The following is a 19,469-nucleotide window of genomic DNA, read 5'->3' on the forward strand; positions in this document are numbered from 1 at the left end:
CCGAAATTCTCCAAAAATTAAAGAACAATTTTCGGAAATTCCTTCTTATTTCTCGGAGTTAAACACTTCTGTCCCGACCTCTTTAAATACCTCCATGGTAGTTCACTTGCTTCATAAAATGTAGAGTCACGGTATAAAGCCAATTCGCGAGGACCGATATTACAAAAATAAGCACCATTCAGATCTTTACGACAAATAATGCGGATCGGTCTTAGTCGTGCTAATGTTATCACGGATTTTTTTCAAGGAATCGGCATTTTGATCAAAATTGTGATACATCGTATTTGTATATAAAATATCCATTACCGTTAAGTAACTAATCCGTGAAGCCAAGGATTCCGCACGAAACAAGCCTTCTTCGGTGACGACAATAATTGCTTCATCGGACAAGCCTGCCAACTCTGAACCGCTGTTACCGGTTAACGTAATCATTTTTGCGTTGGTTTTTTTAACTTGTCGTGCTAGGTTGATTGATTCTTTGGTTTTGCCTGAATGGGAAAAAATAAACACGCAATCTTCACTGGTTAATTTTGTGACAAAGCTTAACTGCATGTGGTAATCAAAAATGTAGTTGCACCGATAGTTGGTCCGAATGAATTTATGGAAACTATCAAAAGCCACAATCGAGGAGCCGCCTTGCCCAAAAAAGTGAAGCGTTTTGGCAGAGTACATCAAAGCCAACACGTTATCTAACAGCTCTTTTGTTAAGAACTGTGTGGCGTTACTGAGGGAATAAATATTGGCTTGTAAGACTTTTTTAGCAATGGTAATACTATCATCATCTGGTGAAATATCATCGGCGCCATTCACGCTATTGACGTTTTGAAAAGTCGGCTGATAATTAGAATTCCTGGCGATATCAATTTTAAATTCTTGGAACCCAGAATAGCCAATCTTTTTTACAAATTGATACACGGAAGATTGGGAGACGCCAATTTCGTTGGCAAGACTTTCTAACGTCATTTGTGTCAATAATGATTCAGAATGAACAAAGTAATCGGAAATTTTCTTTTCTGTGAGGCTCAAATTCGGTTTTTTGATCCGAATCCGTTGATCCAAATAGTGGTTTTTCATTAACACGTTCCTCCAATCTTATTTTTTTAAAATAAAATGAATGCCTTTTCATTGTTGGTATAGACTGATTATAGTGGAAAAAGAGGACAAATACAATTTCTCTTTTTCTCCACAAAAAAGAAATTCTTTAAAAAAGCCAAAAAAAAAATAAATAATCTTTTTTCTGAAAAATGAAGGGGTCTTGAAAAGACTTCTCTCAACTAAAGAAAGTAGCCAGTAAAAAGAACGTGATACCAAGAGATTTACTTGTGTTTTTTGTATGAAAGCTCCTTAAAAATAAAAACGTTTTACCTTTTGAGTAGGCAAGATTTTTGCTAAAAAAATAAAAAATATTTTTTAATTAGTGTAATCGTTTACATTATTTTTTTTATCCTTTATGATTGAAGTATCAAAAGAGGCAGGTGAAAGAAAAATGGACATTGGCTTTATTGGACTTGGGAAAATGGGTTTGAACATGGCATTAAATGTTCACGAACAAGGCTGGCCCATTATTGGCTTTGATGTAACAAAGGAAGCAAGAGCGACTGCTAGAGAACAGGGTCTTTCCGTTGTAGATTCGTTGTCAGAATTATTGAAAGCGCTTAATAAAAGGAAGGTGATTTTTTTAAGTACCCCCGCTGGTCAGATTACCAATCAATTAGTGGCAGAATTGGTAGAGCAATTAGCACCAGAGGATATCATTGTGGATAGTGGCAATTCAAATTTTCATGATAGTGTCGCGAATGCTCAACTTGCCAAGGAAAAAGGAATTTATTTTATTGATTGTGGTACTTCTGGTGGCATCAAAGGAGCGCGGGAAGGAGCGTGTTTAATGGTTGGCGGTGCGCCTGAAGCTGTCAAAGTGTTAACCCCATTTTTTGAAGATTTAGCTTGTGAACAAGGGTATCTTTATGCTGGGAAATCAGGAGCTGGTCACTATTTGAAAATGGTGCATAACGGGATTGAGTACGTCATGATGCAAGCCATGGGCGAAGGATTCAATTTATTAGAAGCTGCCGAATATGATTTTGCGTTGGAGAAAGTAGCCGATGTGTGGAATCACGGCTCGATTATTGAAGCTCGCTTGATGGGCTTAGCGAAAGAGGTTTTTGCGGAAAATCCTACGTTAGCCAATCTAGAAGGGAAAGTTGCAGCAAATGGCGAAGCCAAATGGATGATTGAAGAAGCATTGCGTTTGGAGATGCCCGTCCCAACTACGGCGTTGTCCTTATTTACTCGAAATGAAAGTATGCTAGCAAATCATTTTTCAAACAAAGTGGTCGCTTCTTTGCGACAAGGATTTGGCGGGCATGAAGTCGTAAAAAGTCAGTAAAGGAGTTTAGTCATGTTAAAAAAACAAAAAATTGCCATAGTGAATTCCAGTAGTTTTGGTCAAATTTTTCCTGAACACTTGACGCGCTTAGAAAAAATAGGCACCGTGAAGCATTTTACAGTCGACAGTGAAATTGGTGGCAAAGAGTTAGCGGAACGTTTACAAGGATATACGATTATTATTGCTAGCGTGACGCCATTTTTCACCAAAGAATTTTTTGAACATAAAGATGAATTATTGCTGATTTCTCGCCATGGCATTGGGTATAACAACATCGATTTAGACGCTGCAAAACAGCATGACACAATTGTTTCCATCATCCCAGCTTTAGTAGAACGAGATGCCGTGGCGGAAAACAATGTCACAAATTTACTAGCTGTTTTACGGCAAACCGTGGCTGCAGATGCCAGCGTTAAAGCAGATCAATGGGAAAAACGAGCGAATTTTGTCGGTCGGACATTATTTAACAAAACTGTGGGTGTCATTGGTGTTGGGAACACAGGAAGTTGTGTCGTTGAGACGTTACGAAACGGATTTCGCTGTGACGTGTTAGCGTATGATCCCTATAAATCCGCTACTTATCTGCAAAGTTATGGAGCCAAAAAAGTAGACTTAGATACGTTGCTAGCTTCAGCTGACATCATTTGTTTATGTGCCAATTTAACTGAAGAAAGTTATCACATGATTGGCTCGGCGGAAATTGCCAAGATGAAAGACGGCGTCTATCTTTCCAATAGCGCACGAGGTGCCTTGATTGATGAAGAAGCCATGATTGCCGGCTTAGAATCGGGCAAAATTGCTGGGCTTGGGACAGATGTTTTAGAAGAGGAACCAGGTCGGAAAAATCATCCTTATCTTGCGTTTGAAAATGTAGTAATGACGCCGCACACCTCCGCTTATACCAGGGAATGCCTGCAAGCGATGGGAGAAAAATGCGTGCAAGATGTGGAAGACGTGGTGCAAGGTATTTTACCTCAACGGGCAGTGCAAGAAGTCAGTCGTTACGTTAGTTAAGAAGGAGGAGGAGCATGTTAACTGATTTAAAAGTGAAAGTTGGACCGCAATTTTATCGTTACCATGAAGGCGCCTTAGCTTCGGTGCCGTCACTTTTCAAGGAATATCACGCCCAACGAATTTTGGTGGTGCATGGCACCGTATCCTTTGAAAAAGCTCAGCCATTTTTACCATTCTTGGCAGATTCAGAGTATCAATTCTTCTATCACACTTACACAGGAGAATGTAGTTATTTTGGCGCCGAACAAATTTCACAGCAAATAAAGGAACACCAGATTGACTTTCTTCTGGGAGTCGGCGGCGGTAAGCTAGCCGATTTAGTGGGCTACAGCGCCCATTTAAACAATCTGAATTTTGGCTTGGTCCCTACTTTGGCTAGTAACTGTGCGCCGTGGACACCATTAGCTGTGATGTATCAAGAAAATGGCGCGGCCGAAGGCAAAACGGAACATTTCTTTCGCCAAGCTGCGTTTTTAATCACTGATCCTAAGTTGCTTCTTGATGCGCCCCGTGATTATTTTGTCGCTGGTTTAGCTGATACGTTAGCGAAATGGTATGAATCAGAGACCATTTTACGCCAAGCCCATTTGCAAGGGGAACCCTTTTTACAATTAGCGGGAGCGACCGCCAAGCTTTCGCAAGAAGCGATTATGCGGGACTCAAAATCAGCCTTAGCAGCGATGGACGAGGGCAAACTCACGCCTGAATTTGTCCATCTTTCAGAAATTGTTTTCGCTGTTTCTGGATTAGTCGGCGGCTTCGGCGACAAATACGCCCGCAATGCAGCAGCACACGCCATGCATGATGCTATGAGTAAATTTTTACCAAAAAGTCATGACTATTTACATGGCGAAAAAGTAGCTTACGGCATCTTCTATCAATTAGCATTGGAAAAAAGGTGGGCCATCATAGACGCATTAATCCCTTTTTATCAAGAGCTAAACTTGCCCATGTCGTTACGACAAATGGGCCTTTACCCAGAAGAAGAAGCAGTACTCGATGCAATGGTTCAATTTATTGATTCAAAAGAAAAGGTTCATTTAATTCCTATTGAGATTTCGGAAGAACGTTTACGTCAAGGGATTGAAGAGCTAGAAAAGTATATCCAAAACCAAGGATAAGAAGGAGGAACTATGGAAACGTTAAGTGTTTTACAAAGTTTGATAATGGCGCTTTGGGTGGCAGCAATTATGTCCAGATGGCTTGGAGGAGGAGCAACGTTAACGTTGCGTTTCTCGCCCTTAATGACAGGGTTAGTAGCAGGTTTAGTGATGGGCGATGTCCCGAAAGCGATGATTGTCACCGCAGCATTACAAATGATTTACATGGGTGTTTTTTCACCAGGTGGCTCTATGCCAGCAGAACCATCAATTGCGGCAGCGATTGCTGTGCCAGTTGCGTTGCTAGGGAATTTGAAGCCGGAAGCGGCTATCGCCGTAGCGGTTCCTGTCGGTCTTTTAGGGAGTTATTTATATCAATTCCGTTTCTTTATTAACACGTTTTTAGGGAAGTATACCGATCGTGCGGTGGCTGAACTAAATTCTAAAAAAATTGCCCGCTCAATTATCTGGTATCCAACGATTGCCTCATTTATTTTATTCGTTCCATTAGTCTTTTTTGCTCTTTATTTAGGGGCACCAGTCATTGCCGATATTATTAAAGCATTAGAAGGAACCGTTGTGATTCACGTGTTAGAAGTAGTCGGTGGTGGTTTAGCCGCAATTGGGATTGCGACAACGGTCTATGTCATTGGTCGAAAAGATTTCTTGGTTTTCTTTTTCCTTGCATACTTCATGAGTATCGTCTTTAAGTCATTGGAAATTACCATGGTAACGTATGCCATCTTTGGCGTAATTATTGCGTTAATTTTTGTGCAAGTCCAAAAAGGCAAACCTGTAGCAGAAAGTGCTGGTTCCGCCAGTGCCACCACTGATTTTGATGATGATGACGATTACGATGACGGGTTTTAAAAGAAAAAGGAGGAACTGAAATGACGGAAACAACAGAAAAAGTCGTGCCGAAAACAACGAATTTAGCACCAGAAGAAATTACCAATAAAGATGTTACAAAAGCCTATCTCCGTTGGCATTTTGCCAATGAAATTCCCCATTCCTTTGAACGTTACTTGGCGCCTTCGTTATTGTACGCAATGATGCCACTTTTAAAGAAATTATATAAAGACGATGAACAATTAAAAGCCGCTTATATGCGTCAACTGCTGTTTTTCAATACGCAATTAAGTTGGGGCGGCGGGGTCATTACTGGGTTGATGGCTTCCATGGAACAAGAGCGGGCCAAAGAAGAACATGAAGGCCGCGAAATCATGATGCAAGATGATTTAATGTATAACACCAAAGCTGGATTGATGGGCGCGTTAGCTGGGATTGGTGATGCGATTGACTCAGGCACGGTTCAATATATTTTTATTGCGATTGCGGTGCCGTGGGCGCAACAAGGTAGCGCATTAGGTGCGATTTTCCCCTTTGTCGCGTTTGCCCTTTATCAAGTACTGTTAGGCGTGTTTTTTGCGAGACAATCCTTTAAAATGGGGCGGAATGCCACAGGCTTAATGCAAAGTGCTGGGATTCAAAAAGCCATTGAAATGTTATCTGTTTTAGGGTTGTTCATGATGGGAATTTTAGCTGGTAATTATGTCAAAGTTTCTTCAACCCTTCAATTTAAACTTTCTGGCCGTGAGTTTGTGGTCCAAGATATTCTTGATCAGATTGTCCCAGGACTCTTACCGCTAGCTGTCGTAATGGGCGTGTATTGGTTCTATACGAAAAAAGGTTTGAAAGTTACGCAAGCATTATTGTGGTTAACAGGTATTTTAATTGTCTTAGCAACAGTCGGTATTTTATAAAAAGAAAAGGACGTGAATCAGATGGGCGTAGTAAATTTAGCAAGAGTAGATGAACGATTAATTCATGGACAAGTGATGGTGACCTTGTCCCAAAAAAGTGGCGTTAATTCCATTTTCGTTGTCGATGAAGTGGTGGCAAAGGATAAATTTATGCGTGATTTATACAAAAGTGCAGGCAGTCGGACAGGACAAAAAACCATTGTCATTACGCCGGAAAAAGCCAAATTTTATTGGGATGAATACCAATTCAAAGAGTACAACTGTATTTTAATCGCTAAAACCGTCTCTGTAATTTATGACTTAGTAAAACACGGAGTCCCTATGAAGGAGTTAAACATCGGCGGTATTGCACAGAAAAATCCAGAAAAAGATTTATTAGTAACCAAATCTGTTTATTTAAACAAAGAAGATGCCGAAAAATTAAAAGAGCTACATGAGGTGTATGGCGTAGAAGATATTTATTTCCAAGCAACGCCTTCTGCACCAAAAACTAGTTTAAAAGAGGTTTTAGGCAAATTTAATTTATAAAAAAGGCCAGTCGCTTGAGTCATTGCATGACTGTTTGAAGTAATGACTCAAGCCACTGAACTGAAGGAGGAACTTTTATGTTAGGGATTGTGATTGCTACACATGGTGCACTAAGTGACGGTGCGAAAGACGCAGCTACCGTGATTATGGGCGCAACCGAAAATATCGAAACCGTTAATCTAAATAGTGGAGACGATGTCCAAGCACTAGGCGGGCAAATTAAAACAGCGATTGAGAACGTCCAACAAGGGGATGGCGTGGTGGTCATGGTTGACTTATTAAGTGCGAGTCCTTACAATCAGGCAGTTTTGGTGATTAACGAACTAGAACCAGCACTACAAAAGAAAATCTTTGTGGTGAGTGGTACCAACCTACCAATGGTCTTAGAAGCGATAAACCATCAATTATTGGGCACACCGATTGCTGAAGCGGCGCAAGCGATTGTTGCGCAAGGCAAAGAAAGTGTGCAAGCATGGGATATTTCTATGACTTCCTTTGAGGATGAAGAGGATGAGGACGATGATTTTTAAGAATGTAGTAAAGGGTGAAAGCAATGAAATGGGGATTTAGATGGTACGGAGCGGCAGGCGATGCCATTCCGTTAAAACATATTCGACAGATTCCAGGAATTACTGGTGTTGTCGGTACCTTGTTAAATAAACTACCAGGTGATGTTTGGACAGTAGCCGAAATTCAGGCACTTAAACAATCGGTGGAACAAGAAGGATTAGCACTTTTAGGAATTGAAAGTGTTGCTATTCATGATGCCATTAAAGCGGGGACGGATCAACGAGACCACTATATTGATAATTATCGCCAGACGTTGCGTAACTTGGGGAAATGCGGAATTTCCTTAGTGTGCTACAGTTTCAAGCCTATTTTTGGTTGGGCTAAAACGGACTTGGCGTATGAGAATGAAGATGGCAGCTTATCGTTGTTATTTGATCAAGCTGTGGTAGAGAACATGCAGCCAGAAGACATGTATCAATTGATTCACAGTCAGTCAAAAGGATTCCGGTTACCAGGTTGGGAAGAGGAGCGTTTGCAACAATTTCAAGAATTGAAAGCCATGTATGCCGGCGTAACGGAAGAAGATTTGGTCGAAAATTTGCGCTACTTTTTAGAACGTGTGATTCCTGTCTGCGAAGAAGAAAATATCAAAATGGGGATTCACCCCGATGATCCACCTTGGGAAATTTTTGGTTTGCCAAGAATCACTAAAAATTTAGCGGATTTAAAACGGATCCTTTCCTTGGTGGACTCACCAGCAAATGGGATTACATTTTGTACAGGTTCCCTCGGTGCGGACCCGACGAATGATTTACCTACTATGATTCGTGAAATAGGTCACAGAATTAATTTTGTTCATTTCCGCAATGTGAAGTATTTAGGCGAGCATCGTTTTGAAGAAACGGCGCATCCGAGTGTCGCTGGTTCGTTAGATATGGCGGAATTAATGCAAGCACTGGTAGATGTAGGGTATGAAGGCGTTATTCGCCCTGACCATGGGCGGGCAATTTGGGATGAAAAAGCGATGCCTGGTTATGGTTTATACGATCGAGCAATGGGGTTGACCTATATTCAAGGACTGTACGAAGCAACCAAAGCCAAACAAAATAGGAAGTGACAGAATGGAAACAAAAGTTGAAAAAAATCAACTGTATCAACAATTAGCGACATGTAAACTTTTACCACTATACACTGCAACAGATTTACGCTATTTGCCACAAGTAGAATCAGTCTTAGTAGAAAACGAATTACCGTTTATTGAAGTCACTTTTCGGAGTCAGCTGGCCTTGCCTGCCATCAAACAACTTGCTGCTTCAGGGAATTTAATAGTGGGCGCAGGAACTGTTCGAACCTTGAAAGAAGCACAAGAGGCAGTAGCGAACGGTGCACAGTTCATTGTTTCCCCAGCGATTGTTCCAGAAGTCATTGATTTTTGTCTGGCAAATGAGGTGCCTATTTTTCCAGGAACAGCTACGCCTGGGGAGATTCAGCGAGCGCTGGCGTATGGCTTACGAGTGGTTAAATTTTTCCCAGCCGATATTTACGGCGGGTTAAAAGCCATCAAAAGTTTAAGTGGCCCGTTTTATGATGTTCAATTTTTACCAACTGGTGGGATTGATGAAACAAACTTTATAGAGTATGTGGAAGCCAAAGAAGTATTAGCAGTGGGCGGCTCCTTTATTTTATCAGAAAAGATGCTTCAAGAAGATGAAGCTTCGGCACGCCAGCATGTTCAATCTTTACTCACGAAAATCAAAGAACGACAAGCAAAATAAAAAGATGGGCTAAGTTTTGTTACTTAGTCCTCTTTTTTTTTCTGTCCAAATACTACTGACATTATTTTAGTTTTCATTTTGTAAAAATAGTATAGGAGAAAAGCAATCAGTTATGTATAATTAGTGAAAGAAGGTTGCGTGAAGTAAAAATAAAAAGGAGAGCAAAGGATGTTAAAAAATGTAGAAGTGTTCTGGCAAAACTTTTTAGATAAACATGAATTAGATATGTTGATGCCCGATGTGTGGATGTTTGGTGATGGCTCTTCTGAGATGGGTAATCGTTTGGGTCAATTGGTTGTTTCTGGTCGTAAGACAGCGACATGTTCTTCTTTAGATATTTATAAGATGGAAGAAGAACAACTCCCTAAAGCTGGTCAATACGACATAATTTTAGATGGTCAGTCTCAACCGCTGGCTATTATTCGAACAACCAAAGTTGAAATTATGCCCATGAACAAGGTCTCAGAATCTTTTGCGCAAGCGGAAGGTGAAGGAGATTTGACGTTGGATTATTGGTATGAAGAGCATGCGCGGTTCTTTAAAGAAGAACTGGCCCCCTATCAGCTACAATTTTATCCCGACATGTTGTTAGTTTGCCAAAGTTTTGAAGTGGTGGATCTTTATACAGAAAAAGAATAAACAGAGAAGCGGTGACTGACACGATTGAAACGAGCAGTTGTCGCTTTTTTTACTGATTTTTTGAAAAAGTTGCGTATGTTTATATAGACAGGGTGATAGAAAAGAGATGTGTATTTTAAGTGTCGAGGAAAAGATGGTACAATAACCTAAGGAGAATACTAACAAGGAGTGAATGTTATGAAAGAAGAATTTTCATATGAAATTTTAGAAGAAGTCGCTGTGTTATCTGAGAATGCTCGTGGCTGGCGTAAAGAATTGAATTTAATTAGTTGGAATGGTCGTCCACCAAAATTTGATTTGCGTGAGTGGGCCCCTGATCACGAAAAAATGGGTAAAGGCATCACCTTAACTAACGAAGAATTTGCTGAATTAAGCAAAACAATTAAATCCATGTAAAAGGAGCACCCTGTCAATGAAAAGTATGACTGGATTTGGAAAAAAGACCATTCAAAATGAAAATTATCAATTGGATATCGAAGTCAAAAGTGTCAACCAGCGGTTTTTAGATATTCAATTGCGTATGCCAAAGGAACTGAATGCCTATGAACTGGTGATTCGGCAAGTAATCAAACGCACGTTAAAACGTGGACGTGTGGAAGTCTATGTAAATCTCCAAAAAATCGGCAACAATCAAAAAGAAGTGCGCGTGCAGTGGGACTTAATTGATCAATTATTAACTTCGGTAGATCAACATTTAAAGGAAAACTATCCGGAAGCAACGTTTGATGCAGGGGACACGGTCAACCATTTATTAAAGCAAAATGATTTTGTCGAAATAGTGGAAGCAGAAATCGTTGATCAGACATTTGAACCATTTCTTGTTCAAGCATTTGAAGCAGCCATCGCTAGTCTTGACCAAAGCCGTGTGCAAGAAGGAACGCAAATTAAACAAGTCCTGCTTGACTACGTAGCAGTGTTGACCCAATCAATTCAAGAGCTGCAAGCGTTTGTGGGCGTTTTTGAACAAGAATACCGTCAACGTTTTGAAGCGAAATTAAACGAATGGTTAGGTAGCCAAGTGGATGAAACACGCTTATTAACAGAAATGGCCATTTTATTGGAAAAAGGCGATATTCATGAAGAATTGGATCGTTTGGATATCCATATTGATAAGTTGCATCAGTTGCTTGACGAAACAGAACCAGTGGGCCGAGAACTAGATTTCTTAATTCAAGAAATGAACCGTGAAGTCAATACGATTGGTTCGAAATCAAGTCCAATTGAAATAAAAAATAGTGTCGTTCAAATGAAAACAACCTTAGAAAAGATTCGTGAACAAATTCAAAATGTCGAATAGAGAAAATGGTTTCGTGTTTTTCCAGAAAACGCTATAATATAGAAGTAACGAATAAATGACAGAGGTGAAAGCAATGACTAAATTTTATGATGTAACCTTTCAAGAATTAAGTGGTCGTTCTGTGGTAAAAACAGAAGTCGCTTCAGACAGAGAACCATTTGACGTCTGGCAAGATGCTTGTGCAAGCTATTCTGAAACAGAATTAAATATCCAAATTAACGAAGACACGTTTGTTACTTTGAATCGTCACTTTGTTGTTCGCATTGACGTGAAAGAAGTTGACGGCCCTGTCGACAAACAAGTTCGTCGTCGCGATGAATTGATGAACGTGGTCAATACACTTTCTAATATGGGCTTATAAAAAATACCACCAAGCATTTCACGCTTGGTGGTATTTTTTTTAATTAGAATAAAAGAAACAAGCCAACGGCGCATAGGAAAGAAAGAACTGCGGCACTTAAAAAGATTGTCCGCATGGATGCAGTTTTACTGCTTTCTTTGCCGTGTTTTTTCTGACGTTCTAAACGTTTTTGAAGCTGACGGGTAATTACTGAGAAGATTAGCCCGAAAAGGACTAAAACACTTGTGGCAATCGATTTGGGAATAAAATGATTTGGTTCTGCAACGGTGGTATCCCCAGAATGTTCGTTTGATTCTTCCGCAGCTTCAGCTGTTGTTTGTTTTGGCTTAACTTCTTGGTAAGCCACTTTCGGCGCTTGAACAGTACTATTTAACAATGTCAAAGGCGTGTCGACTTGCACCTGCCCTGCTACTAATTTAAAAGTAGGCTGACTGCCTTTGGGAATGACACCGTATAAATCGTTAGCCAAAGTGACTTTTTTGTGATCAATGGTTTGTGGTCCTTTGTCTAAAAGTTTTTTGCGTTCGTATGTCGTATAGGCATAGTCCAGCAAAGCATTCCCAGCCACATGCCGTTCGTATTCACCATCTTGGTTTTGCCAATTACCAACGCCTAAAATGACTTCAATTAAACGAAAATCTCCTTGTTTGACAGTCGCAATATAGTTAAAGCCGCCTGTTGGACTAGAGCCTGTTTTTAAACCATCCACGCCTTGATAACCATACTTAGCGCCTGGTAAAGAATAATTGTACGCTTCAAACGTTTCCTCGTAAGGCGTGCCGACCATTGTTTTCACCACTGGTTTATTGGTGATTTCTAAAATTTCTGGATAATTTTTCAGAAAATGATAGGTTAGTGAAGCTAAATCTCTAGCTGTAGAGACGTTATCGCCATTTGGGTCAATTCCTTGCATTTGATACAGGCCGTTAAAGGCACTTGCTTGCGCTCCACTGCAGTTGTAATAGGTAGTATTTGTCATCCCTAATTCAGCCGCTTTTTGATTCATTAAATGAACAAAGTCAGTAGGCTGGTTCCCTGAAATTAAGTTTGCCAACATGAGAGTCGCCACATTAGAAGAGGGGACAGCAATCATTTTTAACAGTTCACGGACTGGATAAGCAACACCTAACGTAATTTTGTTATTACTAATGGCATATATTTTAGAAATATCGACATCTTTTTGCGTAGCAGTCACAGTCGTATCCATTGTAAATTTTCCTTGCTCCATTGCTTCAAAGGCCAAGTACATGGTCATCACTTTGGCAATACTGGCAGGATTCCACGCTAAATCTGGTTGCTGCGACCAGAGAATTTCTCCAGAATCAGCATCAACAACGATGGCTGCTTTGGGAATGCCATCCGCTTTCAGGGTCGTCCCCATTTTTTTAGCAATTGCGGTAATATCTTCTTCTGCGTGAGTCACAGTAGGTTGGGCAAAAAAGGCCCCACAACTGACAACTAAGCCTAGCAGAAACAATGTAAATGGTTTAATTCGTGCGATGTTTCTCAGTCCTTTCTTATTCACGTTTTTTCATCCTAAAGGAGTCATCACTTCATTTTACTTAAAAAATGGCTGCCTGTATAGGAATTCTAGGTAATTTGTTTAAAAAAAGAACAAGTTATGAAAGCCAAATTAAAGAAGAAATGTTATTTTTTCAGTGAATCTCCAAGAAAGTCTTGAAAATTGCAGAAAAAAAGTGCAAAATAGAACTAATACTGTGAAATTATGTTTTGAAAGGAAGTCGTTATGTCAGAGCGCGGGTTATTAATCGTATTGTCAGGTCCTTCAGGAGTGGGGAAAGGGACTGTAAGAAAGGCTATTTTCGACAGTGAAGAAAATGATTTTCAATATTCAATCTCAATGACCACTCGGAAACAGCGAGAAGGCGAAGTGGATGGAGTAGATTACTATTTCCGTTCAAGAGAAGAATTTGAAGCGATGATTGAAGCTGGAGAAATGTTGGAATATGCGGAATATGTTGGTAACTATTATGGGACACCATTAACGTATGTTAACCAGACGCTAGATGAAGGCAAAGACGTCTTTTTAGAAATCGAAGTCCAAGGGGCTAAACAAGTCAAAGACAAAGTGCCTGATGGCGTATTTATCTTTTTGACACCTCCCGATTTAGCGGAATTAAAATCAAGAATTATTGGCCGCGGAACAGACGAAATGTCTGTGATTGAAGAACGAATGGCTGTGGCCAGAGAAGAAATCGAAATGATGGCGCTGTATGATTATGCGGTAGTGAATGATGAAGTTCCTTTAGCCGTGCAACGAATTAAAGACATTATCGCGAGTGAGCACTTCCGTGTTGACCGTGTAATTGGAAAATATATTAAAATGTTAGAGGAGATGTAGCCTTATGATGTTAAAACCGTCAATTGACTCATTGTTAAAAGAAGTCCCTTCAAAATATTCTTTGGTTATTTTAGCAAGCAAACGTGCGCATGAATTAGATGAAGGCGTTCAACCAACCGTTGAATCCTTTGATTCTGTAAAAAGTGTGGGTCGTGCGTTAGAAGAAATCGAAGCAGGAACAGTGATCAGTGATCCAAATCCTGAAGAAAAACGCGAACGTCTACGCATTGAACGTGAAGAACGCAAACGCCAACGTGAACAAGAACAAAAAGAATTAGAAAACCGTTTACGTGACGAAAAAAATTAATTGAATGATTGTCAACGAATGGAGAAAGCCGTCTGTCTATTTCAGAGGCTTTCTCTTCGTTTATTCTGAAAGGTGCCAACGAGACACACAAGACAAATCAGTCAATCTTTAGTACAATAGGCAAAGAGAATTTACATAAAAAGGAGGATGCACCATGCAAAAAGTAGCCAAAGTTATTGTGGATGTACCAACGATGCAAACCGATCAACCATTCACTTATTTAGTTCCTGAAAATTTAAATGAGCAATTGGCTGTCGGCATGCGTGTAGAAGTGCCTTTTGGTAACGGTAATCGGCATGTTCAAGGGTTTGTTTTAGCCATTGAACCAATGGCTGCAACGGTTCTTGACGAAACCAATGTTCAGTTGAAAGAACTAGTGGCGGTGTTGGATTTAAAACCTGTCTTAAATACAGAAATGTTGGCTTTAGCTGATTATATGAAGGAAAAAACGTTTGCTTTTAAAATCACTTGTTTGCAAACCATGTTGCCTAGCGTAATGCGTGCCGATTACCAAAAATATATTTATTTAACGGATGAGCTTTCTGAAGAATTACAAGATCAGTTATTTTATGGTTTAGAGGAAATTTCGTGGGACCAAGCGCAAGAACGTGGGCTTTTGCCTCAACTAATGGCGTTGCGTAAACAGCAAAAAGTCGATATTCGCTACGAAGTTACGACGAGAAATAAAGTCAAAATGGTCCGCTTCATTCAAGCCGCTAAGGAATTTGAACAACTAGAGGAAATTCGTTTGGGGTTACGCAAGGGAGCTAAGAAGAAAGAGCAACTTCTTTACTATTTACAACGCTTGGGCACTGAAAAAGTCACCGCTGTGAAGGAAATGAAAGAATTAGGTTTCAGTACCGCGCTTTTAAATGAAGCGGCCAAAAATGGTTGGTTAACGTTCATTGAAAAAGAAGCGTATCGTGATCCGTTTGCTAATCAGACGTTTGAAAAAACGACTGCGTTATCTTTGAATGCAGAACAACAGGTGGCTGTGGAAACAATCTTACAATCGGTCCAAGAACAGCAAAGCCAAACCTACTTATTGGAAGGTATTACAGGAAGCGGGAAAACAGAAGTTTATCTACAGGTCATTGCAGAAGTTCTTAACCAAGGCAAAACAGCCATTATGCTTGTCCCTGAAATTTCTTTAACTCCGCAAATGGTGCAACGCTTTAAAAGTCGCTTTGGCGAACATGTTGCTGTAATGCACAGTGGCTTGTCGCAAGGTGAAAAATACGATGAGTGGCGGAAGATTGAACGAGGAGAAGCGGAAGTGGTGGTTGGCGCGCGTTCAGCCATTTTTGCGCCAATCGAAAACATCGGCGTGATCATTGTTGATGAAGAACACGAGGCAAGTTATAAACAAGAAGAAACCCCCCGCTACCACGCGAGAGATTTAGCGATTTGGCGTTCGGAGTACCATCATTGCCCTGTTGTTTTAGGTAGTGCCACGCCGTCCTTGGAATCACGCGCTCGCGCACAAAAAAATGTTTATCAGCGGTTACGATTAACACAGCGTGCCAATCAAGCGGCAACCTTGCCTACGATTGATGTAGTGGATATGCGGCAAGAAGTAGAAAATGGCAATGTCTCTTCTTTTTCCATGTCGTTGCAAGAAAAACTCCAAGAACGCTTAGAGAAAAACGAACAAAGTGTTCTCCTACTTAATCGCCGTGGCTATTCGTCATTTGTGATGTGTCGCGATTGTGGCTATGTGTTGCCGTGTCCGAATTGTGATATTTCCTTAACTTTGCATATGGATAGTAAAACAATGAAATGTCATTATTGTGGACATGAAGAACGGATTCCTTATCGCTGTCCTAACTGTGGCCAAGATAAAATTCGCTACTACGGAACAGGCACACAAAAAGTAGAAGAAGAATTACAAACGTTGTTACCAGACAGTCGTATTCTCCGAATGGATGTTGATACGACCCGTCGCAAAGGTGCACATGAAAAGATTTTGCGAACATTTGGTGAAGGACAAGCGGATATCTTATTAGGCACACAAATGATTGCCAAAGGACTGGACTTTCCAAATGTGACGTTAGTCGGTGTCTTAAATGCTGATACCGCCTTGAATTTACCCGATTTTCGTTCCAGTGAACGGACCTTCCAGTTATTGACACAGGTCAGCGGTCGCGCTGGTCGCGCTGAAAAACCGGGGGAAGTCATCATTCAATCTTTTAACCCCGAGCATTATGCGATACAATTGGCAAAAGCCCAAGATTATGAAGATTTTTATACAAAAGAAATGTATATCCGTCATCGTGGGGATTATCCGCCGTACTATTTTACGGTCCAAATTACGGCTAGCCATCCTGAAGAAAATGAAGCAGCGAAACAAATGTTTCAAATTGCGACGAAATTAAAACAAGGCTTATCGCCGCAAGCTATTTTGTTGGGACCAACGCCTAACGCAATTATGCGTGTCAATAATCGATACTTTTATCAAGTGATTATCAAGTATAAACAAGAACCAATGCTTCAACCATTATTGAAAGAAATTTTAACCGATACACAACGAGCAACGGCTCGTGGTTTAAAGCTTTCCATTGATGCAGAACCCATGAATTTTATTTAAAAAATACAGCTTTGAAAGGAGCACTTATGCGCTATCCAGTTGTGATTCACCCGAACGAACACTTAAAAATGAAGGCTCAACCTGTGACGATTATTACCGATGAAATTGTGCAGTTACTAGAGGATATGTATGAAACAATGCTGGCCCATGATGGGATTGGCTTAGCAGCCCCGCAAATTGGCAAAAATTTGCAAATGGCAGTAATTGAAATTGATGAAGAATCTGGTCGTTTTGAACTAATTAATCCAGTGATTATTGAAAAAAAGGGAACCAGTATTGATGTGGAAGGCTGTTTAAGTATTCCAGAAACATATGGAACCGTTGAACGAGCAGATGAAGTGACTGTCCGTTATTTTGACCGTGAAGGTGAAGAAATGGAAGTTACGGCTTACGGCTATTTAGCTCGAGCTTTTCAACACGAAATTGATCATTTGAATGGCGAGTTATTTATCGACAAAATGATTGAGAAAATTGCACCAGAAGATTTAGAAGCGTATATGGAGGAACATTTTGATGACTAAAATTGTATTTATGGGCACACCAGCCTTTTCTGTTCCGATTTTAGAAAGTTTAATCGAGGCAGGCTATGACGTTCAAGCGGTTGTCACGCAACCAGATCGACCAGTTGGCCGAAAAAAAGTGATTACCCCAACGCCTGTCAAAGAAGCAGCTTTAAAACATAACTTATTAGTCTTACAACCAGAGAAAATTTCAGGTTCTCCTGAAATGGAAAAAGTGATTGACTTAGCACCAGATTTAATTGTGACAGCAGCCTTTGGTCAATTTTTACCAGAGAAAATCTTAAAAGCGCCCAAACTAGGTGCGATTAATGTCCATGCCTCACTTTTACCAAAATATCGTGGCGGCGCACCTGTACATTACTCGATTATTGAAGGAGAAAAAGAAACAGGCGTCACGATTATGGAAATGGTGAAAAAAATGGATGCTGGCGCGATTTTATCGCAACGTGCAATTCCGATTACGAAACAAGATGATGTAGGCACCATGTTTGAAAAATTAAGCATTCTAGGAAAAGAACTTTTATTAGAAACGTTACCTAAGCTAATTGCTGGCGAAATTACGCCTATTCCACAAGTGGAAGAAGAGGCTACTTTTTCACCCAATATTACCCGAGAACAAGAACGAATTGACTGGCAAAAAACTGCTGAGGCAATTGATAACCAAGTGCGTGGTATGCGTCCTTGGCCAACAGCGTTCACAACCTATCAAGGGACCAACTGGAAAATTTGGGCAGTGACACCACTGACTGAAACAACAACCAGCGCCCCAGGAACGATTATCCAACGTAGTAAAAAAGCGCTATGGATTGCTTGTGGCGAAGGGACAGTTCTTCAAATTGATCGCCTGCAACCAGCAGGTAAAGGTCAATTAACGATTCAAGAATTTTTAAATGGCGTTGGTCAAAATGTCGCAGAAAAAGATAAGGTGGACTAACAAAAATGGCTGAAAAAATCCCCAAGAAATTAAAACGTTCTGTTCGATACGTTGCTTTAGAAACCATCGAACGTGTGGATAAAGGTGGGGCGTACTCCAATCTTTTACTTAATGAAATGATGACAAAATCAGAACTAAGCGAGAAAGATGGCCGCTTGTTTACAGAACTTGTCTACGGCACAATTAGTCGCAAATTATTGTTGGAATACTACTTAACACCATTTGTTAAGAAACCGCAAAAAGTCGATAATTGGGTGAAAAATTTATTGATTTTATCGTTATATCAATTACTTTATTTAGATAAAGTGCCCGATCATGCAGTCATTAATGAAGCGGTTGAAATTGGCAAACGTCGTGGCAATCCTGGGATTGGTAAATTCGTGAATGGCGTGCTGCGGGCGTTCCAACGAAATGGAGCACCTAGTTTGGCCGCAATTAGCGATCCAGTTGATCGTTTAGCAACGGAAATTAGCATGCCACGTTGGTTAACAGAAAAATTACTTGCCCAATTAGGCGAAGAAGAAACACGGCAGTTAGGTTTGTCATTATTTGAAAAAAGCCATGCGAGTGGTCGAGTAAACACACGGTTTATTTCACGAGAAGAAGCGCTGGAAGAATTACAAGAAACAGGGATTGCCGCGAAGGAAAGTCAACTTTCCCCTTATGGTGTTGTCGCTGAAAAAGGCTACTTAGCTGGTAGTGAACTGTTTATTAACGGTTGTTTAACCATTCAAGATGAAAGCTCTATGCTCGTGGCTCCAGCGATGCAAATTGAACCGCATCATCGTGTCTTGGATGCTTGTGCGGCTCCTGGTGGCAAAACGACTCATATCGCAACTTTTTTAGAGGCTGAAGCAGGTGGTCGTGTGACTTCTTTAGATATTCATGCGCACAAAATTAAGCTAATTAATGAAAATGCGCAACGCCTCCACGTGGCGGATGTCGTCCAAGCAGAAAAGCTTGATGCGCGACAAGTGGCCGAAGAATTTCCCGCAGAAACCTTTGATCGGATTTTAGTTGATGCGCCATGTTCAGGCTTAGGGCTAATGCGCCGTAAACCAGACATTAAATACCATAAAACGGCCAATGATTTTCAAAATTTACCTAAAATTCAGTTAGAAATCTTAGAAAGTGTTGCCCCAACACTAAAACAATGGGGTATAATGGTCTATAGCACTTGTACTATTACGCCAGAAGAAAATCAGGAAGTGGTGGCAGCCTTTTTAGCCAAACACCCTGAATTTGAAAAAATTGAAATTGTTGCAAATGAAAACGTCCAAGCAGTAGTAAAAGAGCAAGAACTGGTTCTGTATCCCCATCAATACATGACAGATGGCTTCTTTATTTGCTGTATGCGGAAAGTTAGTTCAAATGAGGTGAAATAA

Annotated in this window: 21 protein-coding genes; 19 read left to right on the forward strand and 2 right to left on the reverse strand. The window is 40.4% G+C overall.

All coding sequences use genetic code 11. The features are described 5' to 3' along the window. Positions 1–186 precede the first annotated feature (186 nt). Positions 187–1,074 carry a MurR/RpiR family transcriptional regulator gene (locus IGI97_RS01685; protein ID WP_002383224.1) on the reverse strand — a complete coding sequence of 296 codons (888 nt, stop codon included), beginning with the start codon at positions 1,072–1,074 and terminating at the stop codon, positions 187–189. A gap of 376 nt (positions 1,075–1,450) precedes the next feature. On the opposite strand from IGI97_RS01685, the gene gnd reads away from it, so the two are divergent. From gnd to IGI97_RS01750, 13 genes are all read left to right on the forward strand, one after another. Next, positions 1,451–2,386, forward strand: coding sequence for a phosphogluconate dehydrogenase (NAD(+)-dependent, decarboxylating) (gnd, locus tag IGI97_RS01690; protein ID WP_002378821.1), 936 nt, complete (start codon positions 1,451–1,453; stop codon positions 2,384–2,386). 12 nt (positions 2,387–2,398) lie between these two features. Beyond that, the gene (locus IGI97_RS01695) at positions 2,399–3,400 is read left to right on the forward strand and encodes a D-isomer specific 2-hydroxyacid dehydrogenase family protein (RefSeq protein WP_002370111.1); all 1,002 of its coding nucleotides are present in this window, start codon (positions 2,399–2,401) and stop codon (positions 3,398–3,400) included. Between the two features lie 14 nt (positions 3,401–3,414). Beyond that, complete coding sequence (locus tag IGI97_RS01700; RefSeq protein ID WP_002354901.1) at positions 3,415–4,521, forward strand: iron-containing alcohol dehydrogenase family protein; 1,107 nt, start codon at positions 3,415–3,417, stop codon at positions 4,519–4,521. 12 nt (positions 4,522–4,533) lie between these two features. After that, positions 4,534–5,370: a PTS mannose/fructose/sorbose/N-acetylgalactosamine transporter subunit IIC gene (locus IGI97_RS01705; RefSeq protein ID WP_002354902.1), complete on the forward strand. Its 837-nt coding sequence runs from the start codon at positions 4,534–4,536 to the stop codon at positions 5,368–5,370. Positions 5,371–5,390: 20 nt separating this feature from the next. Further along, a complete protein-coding gene (locus tag IGI97_RS01710) occupies positions 5,391–6,263 on the forward strand; it encodes a PTS system mannose/fructose/sorbose family transporter subunit IID (protein WP_002354903.1) in 873 nt (290 codons plus the stop codon). A gap of 21 nt (positions 6,264–6,284) precedes the next feature. Then, positions 6,285–6,791: a PTS system mannose/fructose/N-acetylgalactosamine-transporter subunit IIB gene (locus IGI97_RS01715; protein ID WP_002354904.1), complete on the forward strand. Its 507-nt coding sequence runs from the start codon at positions 6,285–6,287 to the stop codon at positions 6,789–6,791. 77 nt (positions 6,792–6,868) lie between these two features. After that, positions 6,869–7,321, forward strand: a complete 453-nt coding sequence (locus IGI97_RS01720; protein ID WP_002398171.1) for a PTS sugar transporter subunit IIA — start codon at positions 6,869–6,871, stop codon at positions 7,319–7,321. A 23-nt stretch (positions 7,322–7,344) separates the two neighbouring features. Further along, positions 7,345–8,418, forward strand: coding sequence for a mannonate dehydratase (uxuA, locus tag IGI97_RS01725; RefSeq protein WP_002388613.1), 1,074 nt, complete (start codon positions 7,345–7,347; stop codon positions 8,416–8,418). Between the two features lie 4 nt (positions 8,419–8,422). After that, positions 8,423–9,076, forward strand: coding sequence for a bifunctional 4-hydroxy-2-oxoglutarate aldolase/2-dehydro-3-deoxy-phosphogluconate aldolase (locus tag IGI97_RS01730; protein ID WP_002354907.1), 654 nt, complete (start codon positions 8,423–8,425; stop codon positions 9,074–9,076). A 168-nt stretch (positions 9,077–9,244) separates the two neighbouring features. Further along, complete coding sequence (locus tag IGI97_RS01735) at positions 9,245–9,715, forward strand: ASCH domain-containing protein (protein ID WP_002354908.1); 471 nt, start codon at positions 9,245–9,247, stop codon at positions 9,713–9,715. Positions 9,716–9,892: 177 nt separating this feature from the next. Next, a complete protein-coding gene (locus IGI97_RS01740; protein WP_002381076.1) occupies positions 9,893–10,111 on the forward strand; it encodes a YdbC family protein in 219 nt (72 codons plus the stop codon). Positions 10,112–10,127: 16 nt separating this feature from the next. Next, positions 10,128–11,012, forward strand: coding sequence for a YicC/YloC family endoribonuclease (locus IGI97_RS01745; RefSeq protein WP_002365374.1), 885 nt, complete (start codon positions 10,128–10,130; stop codon positions 11,010–11,012). 55 nt (positions 11,013–11,067) lie between these two features. After that, positions 11,068–11,373 carry a hypothetical protein gene (locus IGI97_RS01750; RefSeq protein WP_002383233.1) on the forward strand — a complete coding sequence of 102 codons (306 nt, stop codon included), beginning with the start codon at positions 11,068–11,070 and terminating at the stop codon, positions 11,371–11,373. 43 nt (positions 11,374–11,416) lie between these two features. Here the strand turns inward: IGI97_RS01750 and IGI97_RS01755 are convergent, their stop codons facing one another. Beyond that, positions 11,417–12,898, reverse strand: a complete 1,482-nt coding sequence (locus IGI97_RS01755) for a DUF1958 domain-containing protein (protein WP_002403258.1) — start codon at positions 12,896–12,898, stop codon at positions 11,417–11,419. Positions 12,899–13,120: 222 nt separating this feature from the next. Between IGI97_RS01755 and gmk the strand changes: the two genes are divergently transcribed. The 6 genes from gmk to rsmB all read left to right on the forward strand — a co-directional run bounded on the left by gmk (position 13,121) and on the right by rsmB (position 19,469). Further along, positions 13,121–13,735: a guanylate kinase gene (gene gmk / locus IGI97_RS01760; RefSeq protein ID WP_002354915.1), complete on the forward strand. Its 615-nt coding sequence runs from the start codon at positions 13,121–13,123 to the stop codon at positions 13,733–13,735. A 4-nt stretch (positions 13,736–13,739) separates the two neighbouring features. Further along, complete coding sequence (gene rpoZ / locus IGI97_RS01765; RefSeq protein ID WP_002354916.1) at positions 13,740–14,042, forward strand: DNA-directed RNA polymerase subunit omega; 303 nt, start codon at positions 13,740–13,742, stop codon at positions 14,040–14,042. A gap of 154 nt (positions 14,043–14,196) precedes the next feature. After that, positions 14,197–16,629, forward strand: a complete 2,433-nt coding sequence (priA, locus tag IGI97_RS01770; protein ID WP_002378816.1) for a primosomal protein N' — start codon at positions 14,197–14,199, stop codon at positions 16,627–16,629. A 26-nt stretch (positions 16,630–16,655) separates the two neighbouring features. Continuing rightward, the gene (gene def, locus IGI97_RS01775) at positions 16,656–17,150 is read left to right on the forward strand and encodes a peptide deformylase (protein ID WP_002371656.1); all 495 of its coding nucleotides are present in this window, start codon (positions 16,656–16,658) and stop codon (positions 17,148–17,150) included. Next, positions 17,143–18,084 carry a methionyl-tRNA formyltransferase gene (gene fmt, locus IGI97_RS01780; protein WP_002365369.1) on the forward strand — a complete coding sequence of 314 codons (942 nt, stop codon included), beginning with the start codon at positions 17,143–17,145 and terminating at the stop codon, positions 18,082–18,084. The genes def and fmt overlap by 8 nt, the downstream gene beginning before the upstream one ends. A 5-nt stretch (positions 18,085–18,089) precedes the next feature. Further along, positions 18,090–19,469 (forward strand): 16S rRNA (cytosine(967)-C(5))-methyltransferase RsmB, encoded by a 1,380-nt coding sequence (rsmB, locus tag IGI97_RS01785; protein ID WP_002354921.1) that lies wholly within the window; start codon positions 18,090–18,092, stop codon positions 19,467–19,469.

Origin of the sequence: Enterococcus sp. DIV2419 (assembly GCF_051711865.1) — a bacterium.
Taxonomy (GTDB): domain Bacteria; phylum Bacillota; class Bacilli; order Lactobacillales; family Enterococcaceae; genus Enterococcus; species Enterococcus faecalis.